The organism is Luteolibacter sp. (genome assembly GCF_058122085.1).
The window spans coordinates 1-5508 of sequence record NZ_JBIKBQ010000168.1 but is presented as its reverse complement, the minus strand read 5'-3'; the positions used below and the strand labels follow the sequence as shown (position 1 = coordinate 5508).

7 protein-coding genes and 2 pseudogenes are annotated in these 5508 nt (G+C 63.9%); 2 read left to right on the top strand and 7 right to left on the bottom strand.

Translation table 11 applies throughout. The features are described 5' to 3' along the window. Nucleotides 1-413 (top strand): annotated as a pseudogene (locus AC4DF4_RS17730) (hypothetical protein); the annotation flags it as partial. Between the two features lie 34 nt (nt 414-447). Beyond that, nucleotides 448-738 carry a hypothetical protein gene (locus AC4DF4_RS17725; RefSeq protein ID WP_490049436.1) on the top strand — a complete coding sequence of 97 codons (291 nt, stop codon included), beginning with the start codon at nt 448-450 and terminating at the stop codon, nt 736-738. Here AC4DF4_RS17725 and AC4DF4_RS17720 read toward each other — a convergent pair. The 7 genes and pseudogenes from AC4DF4_RS17720 to AC4DF4_RS17690 all read right to left on the bottom strand — a co-directional run. Beyond that, nucleotides 735-1439, bottom strand: coding sequence for a sulfite exporter TauE/SafE family protein (locus tag AC4DF4_RS17720; protein WP_490049435.1), 705 nt, complete (start codon nt 1437-1439; stop codon nt 735-737). The two genes, AC4DF4_RS17725 and AC4DF4_RS17720, sit on opposite strands and share 4 nt — an antisense overlap. After that, nucleotides 1439-1579, bottom strand: coding sequence for a hypothetical protein (locus AC4DF4_RS17715; RefSeq protein WP_490049434.1), 141 nt, complete (start codon nt 1577-1579; stop codon nt 1439-1441). The genes AC4DF4_RS17720 and AC4DF4_RS17715 overlap by 1 nt, the downstream gene beginning before the upstream one ends. 6 nt (nt 1580-1585) lie before the next feature. Then, nucleotides 1586-2989, bottom strand: coding sequence for a cytochrome c oxidase accessory protein CcoG (gene ccoG, locus AC4DF4_RS17710; RefSeq protein WP_490049433.1), 1404 nt, complete (start codon nt 2987-2989; stop codon nt 1586-1588). A 139-nt stretch (nt 2990-3128) separates the two neighbouring features. Further along, complete coding sequence (locus AC4DF4_RS17705; protein ID WP_490049432.1) at nt 3129-3410, bottom strand: hypothetical protein; 282 nt, start codon at nt 3408-3410, stop codon at nt 3129-3131. A gap of 89 nt (nt 3411-3499) precedes the next feature. Next, complete coding sequence (gene rsgA, locus AC4DF4_RS17700) at nt 3500-4600, bottom strand: ribosome small subunit-dependent GTPase A (protein ID WP_490049431.1); 1101 nt, start codon at nt 4598-4600, stop codon at nt 3500-3502. 62 nt (nt 4601-4662) lie between these two features. Then, nucleotides 4663-5073, bottom strand: a complete 411-nt coding sequence (locus tag AC4DF4_RS17695) for an acyl-CoA thioesterase (RefSeq protein ID WP_490049430.1) — start codon at nt 5071-5073, stop codon at nt 4663-4665. 59 nt (nt 5074-5132) lie between these two features. Then, nucleotides 5133-5508: pseudogene (locus tag AC4DF4_RS17690) on the bottom strand (hypothetical protein); the annotation flags it as partial.

Here is a 5508-nt window from a genome sequence, read left to right as displayed (position 1 = left end):
AGGTTCCGGATTGGCGGGCCAAGAAGGGCAAGGACTACTCCTTGCAATGCCTCCTCTCCATCATGGTCATGGCCACCCTCGCCGGAGTGGCGCGGGGCCAGCGCGACCTGGCAGCTTTCGCCCAGGGTCTCACCCGGTTCCAACTCCGCGCGCTGGGCAGCTACTACTGGGAGATCGAAAGCGGCCTGCATCAACGTCTGGACGTGACTGCGGCGGAAGATGCCAGCCGGGTGCGCAACCGCAACGGGTTGCTGGTGCTGGGCATCCTGCGCCGCTGTGCGATGGGAATCTACTACGACTGGCGGCGTGGGCGCAAAAACAAGCGGCAATCGATGTTGAAGGACTTCCATGACGACATGCGCCGCTTCAACAACCGCCACGCCTTCGCCACCATCACCTCACCCCGCCGATGACCCGTGCAAAAATCCGCCGTGGCTGGATTACGGGGTGGAGAAATCCAAGGTGGACTCGGTGCGCTCGCGCTTGTTCGGTGCCCTGCGGCTATTCTATCAGGAACGCGACCGTCTGCGGCTCTTGATCCAATACCGATTAGATCACACCCTCATGGAACTCCGCTCCCTCTACGAGCATCTCCAAGCCAGAATCCTCGAACTCATCGAGCCGTCTTCGCTGAAGCTACGCCGGGCCGAGGACGCTCCGGAGACGGTCTGCGGCGAGACGCCACAGCCACGCGGAGCGGGAATTAGCGGGCGGGGGGCCGGTTTGAGATTCAGCTAATGACAGCACGCCGGCAGCTCTTTCACTTCCGTTTTCGGCTCCTCGCCATAAAATTGCGCGGGGATCGTGTCATGCAGGCGCACCGCCAGCACCACGGCGGTGACCAGCGCCAATCCCCGCCTCATCCGGCCCATCGCGAGCGGCGTGAGCTTTGCCCGGATGCGGTGGAACTGGTGCTGCGCGAGCCACAGCAGCGGCACCGTGCCGAGGCCGAAGGCGAGCGTGAACTCCGCGCCCTTCGCGGCGGAACCGGCGAGCAGCGCCGCGCCGAAAACCAGATAGAGCGGGCCGCAGGGCAGGAACGGAGTGAGCAGTCCCATCGCCGAGGCTCCGCCGTATGCGGAGAGCTTGCAGGCCTTGAAGCGGGCGCGCGCGGTGAGGCGGTTGAGGATGGCCGGGCGAGGGACTTTCTTGTCCAAACCGAAGGCCATGACCAGCAACACGCCGACCATCACCCACGGCAGCAAGACGGCGGGCGAGTTGAAAAACCACTTGAGCGGCTGCTGGCCGAGCGCGCCGCAGAGCGCGCCGATGAGGCCGTAGGAAACAAGCCGCGTTCCGTGATAGAGCGAGGCGGCGGTGAGTCGCTCGCCCTCGGATTTCGCCAGGGTGCCGAGTCCGCACGCGATGGGACCGCACATGCCGACGCAGTGGAAGCTGGTCACAAGTCCGGCGACGAGAGCTGCGGTGGCAGTGGTCATCAGCGTTTCACTTCGATCTGTTGCGGTGCGAATTTCACGGCCACGGAAATCAACGTGGACCACGCAGCGAGCAGGACCACGAAGGCGAGCACGACATAGATCCAGGGATTGCGGGAGACGAATTCGGAGATGGTTTTCATCGGTAGTTAGGGTCTGGGGATGGATTGAGGATTCGGGCCAAGAAAGCGGGCGGTCTTCTCCAGCACGACATCGCCGGGGTCGGCGTGGACCTCGATGACGATGTCCGAGCTGCCGGTGTAGGAGGCGAGCGGGGCGAACACCACGCAGGTGCGCGACATCTCGCTGAGCGGCGCGATGGAGAATGATTGCTCGGCTCCGCTGAGCTGATAGCCCGCCGGGGTTTTCTTGCCGAGGTGGAGTGTGACGGTCGCCGTCTGGTTGCGCTTGTTGAAGACGCGAACCTTGTAAATGTTCCGCACCGTGTTGGCGTCGCTGAAAAACCCAGCCCCGCCGGCGCGGGAAATCGTCGCGGTGAAGGGGCGCGCCTTGTTGGAGGCGACGAGTGTCAGCGCGCCCAGTCCGAGCACGGCGAGCGCGCAATACGCATAGACGCGCGGGCGCAGGTAGCGGCGCTTTTTCCCGGCGAATCCGTTGAAGGAATCATAGCGGATGAGCCCTTTCGGCCGCTCCACCTTGGTCATGATGTCGTCGCACGCGTCGATGCAGGCGGTGCAGCCGATGCATTCGAGCTGGAGGCCGTTGCGGATGTCGATGCCGGTCGGGCAGACTTGCACGCAGCGGCGGCAGTCGATGCAGTCGCCCGCCGCCTTACCCTTCGCGCCGCGGGGCTCGCCGCGCTTTTCGTCGTAGCCGATGTTGATGGTGTCGTCGTCCGTCAGCGCGCTCTGGAGGCGGCCGTAAGGGCACATGATGATGCAGAATTGCTCGCGGAAATAACCGAAGCAGAACCACAGGACCAGGGTGAGGAAGAGCACCACGCCGAAAGCGGTCGCGTGCTGGAGCGGGCCCTCGTGCATGAAGCCGTAAAGCCGCTCCAGCGAGACGTAGTAGGAAATGAAAACATGCGCGATGGCCGCGGCGATGACGACGAAGAGGAAGTGCTTGGTGACGCGCTTCGCGACTTTTACCGTCGTCCAAGGAGCCTGGGCCAGCGCCCGGCGCGCCGTGGCGTCGCCTTCAATCCAGCGCTCGATGCGCCGATAAACGTGATCCAGAAAGACCGTGTAGGGACAAGCCCAGCCGCACCAGATCCGGCCGAGCAGCGAGGTGATGAAAAACAGCGCGAAGCCCATTCCGCTGATCGCGAAGAACATCACCCACAAATCCTGCGGCACCAGCGTCAGACCGAAGAGATGGAACATCCGGTTTTCCACGTCGAGGAACACCGCCGGATTGCCGTTGATCGGAATCCACGGCAGCAGCACGTAAACGGCGATGAGCAGCAGCCCGACGACGCGCCTCGCCAGCGTCCACCGGCCTTTCACGTCCGCCGGATGGAGGAAATAGCGCGAACCATCGTCATTGATGGTGGTCACGGAGACCAGGTTCGGTGATTTGGGCGCAGCCATGAAAGAGTTTGAGACGATCGCATCCGCCTGTCCACCCCGCTCCGCATCGCCTGTGCAAGACCGCGCAGGAAATGCCCGTGACGCGCTCCGGTCACCGCCACGCCCGGAACCCGTGAAAACTCCGCGGTGATGTTAGTATTCAGATGTGCGACACGATCCAAAGGACGATGATCCACCCACCCAAGAGTCCGGCCAGCGCTCCGGCGATGAGGCTCCAGCGCATTCGTTGGAACGCCAGGAAACATCCGATGCCTGCCGCGATGAAAGCCACGCCCGGGAAGAGAGCCCCGTAGCCGGTGATGATCGAAACGAAATTGTCGACGCCGCCGATGTTGAGGGACATCGCCAGCAGCACAAGTAGCGCTGCCGCCGCTGATGCGAGAGCGGCCTTGATCCTGTGGGTGCGATGGACGCGTTTCACGATAGGGGTTTGAGGCTGGTGGCTCAGGCGGGATTGGTTTGGAGAATCGGGGTTGGATTTCCCGAAGGCCCATGGATCCCGCCGCCGCGTCAGACGTCGCCGCGGTGGTCCTTTTCGAGCTGGATTCGATCGGCGAGGTTGCGGGCTTTGACGCTGTTGCGCTTGGCCCAGCGCTCGACGGCCATCTGGCGCTTTTCGGAGCGCTTTTTCAACGCGGCGATCTCGTTTTCGAGGTTGAGGAAATTCTCATAACGCGCGGGATCGAGGGTGCCGGCCTCCACGGCGGCGCGGATCGCGCACTTGGCGTCCTTGCGGTGGCTGCAATCGGAGAATTTGCACTCGGCGGTCAGCGTCTCGACGTCGGCGAAACTGTCGCGCAGGGTGGCCTCGTCGGTCCACATCTGGATCTCGCGCATGCCGGGATTGTCGATGAGCATGCCGCCGTTGCGCAGCGGGACGAGCTCGCGGGAGGTGGTGGTGTGGCGGCCTTTGCCGGTGATCTCGTTGACCTCGCTGGTCCACTGCCAGTCCTCGCCGTAAAGCTGGTTCACCAGGGTCGATTTGCCGACGCCGCTGGAGCCGACGATGCACATGGTGACGCCCTTCTTGATGTATTTCTTGAGCACCTTGAGGCCCTGGCCGCTCACCGCGCTGGTGACGTGGACGCTCGCGCCGTCCCACAACGCGGCGATTTCCGCGGCGGCGGTCTGGCTTTGCTCGATGGGGAAAAGGTCGGATTTGTTCACCAGCACCACCGCCTTCGCGCCGCTGCGGCCGATGAGCATGAAGTAGCGTTCCATCCGGCGGATGTTGAAATCCGGCCCGGCGTCGGTGACCACGGCGACGAGGTCGATGTTCGCGCCGATGACCTGCGCTTGGCTGCTGTTGCCGGGCATTTTGCGGGAGAAACAGGTGCGCCGCGGCAGCATCGCGCGGATCACGGACGGCTGGTTTTCATCGCCGAGCTCGACCATCACCCAGTCGCCCACGGCGGGCAAATCCGCGTCGCAAGCGGCCTCGTGCCAGACGCGGCCGCAGAGGATGACGTCGATTTCATCGCCGTCCGCGAGGAAAGCGCCGTAGTTGATGACCGTCTCGCGGATCAGCCGCGCAGGCACCCAGCCTTTTCCGGCGAAGGCCGCGCGGGCAGTTTCCAATTCCGGGTTCCAGCCGAGTTCCTTCAAATTCATTCGCCGGCAACGTAGCGCAACGAGCGCGGCTGTCGATTCCTGCGTTGGGGCGAATTCCCCGCTCACGCCCAGCGCTGCGCCCATTCCGCGGGCAGGCGCATGGGTTTGCCGGCGGGCATTTGGACCAGCGCGAGGGCTTGGCGGGCGGTGACAAGGAGCGCCCCGTCCGATTCGCGGACCATTTCAAAAGCGCACCAGAACCGGGCGCGCGACATTTCATCGAGCCGGCCGCGGATCACCAGCCAGTCGCCGAGCTTGGCCGGCAGCTTGTAATCGACCTCGGTGCGGGTGACCACCGGGTAAACCTGAGTGCCGGACATCGTCGGCAGGTCCATGCCCATTTGCGCGGCGAGGCGCGTGCGGCAGGTTTCGATCATCCGCAGGTAGGCGAGATTGTGGACCACGCCGCCGCAGTCGGTGTCGAAAAACATCACTTCTTCGCGGGTTTCGAGGGTCGGGACGCTGTCGGACATGCGCCGATTTAGGCCCAGCCGGGTGAAATCCGCAATGGCAGGGCGGATTTTTGCACGGGTCATCGGCGGGGTGAGGTGATGGTGGCGAAGGCGTGGCGGTTGTTGAAGCGGCGCATGTCGTCATGGAAGTCCTTCAACGTCGATTGCCGCTTGTTTTTGCGCCCACGCCGCCAGTCGTAGTAGATTCCCATCGCGCAGCGGCGCAGGATGCCCAGCACCAGCAACCCGTTGCGGTTGCGCACCCGGCTGGCATCTTCCGCCGCAGTCACGTCCAGACGTTGATGCAGGCCGCTTTCGATCTCCCAGTAGTAGCTGCCCAGCGCGCGGAGTTGGAACCGGGTGAGACCCTGGGCGAAAGCTGCCAGGTCGCGCTGGCCCCGCGCCACTCCGGCCAGGGTGGCCATGACCATGATGGAGAGGAGGCATTGCAAGGAG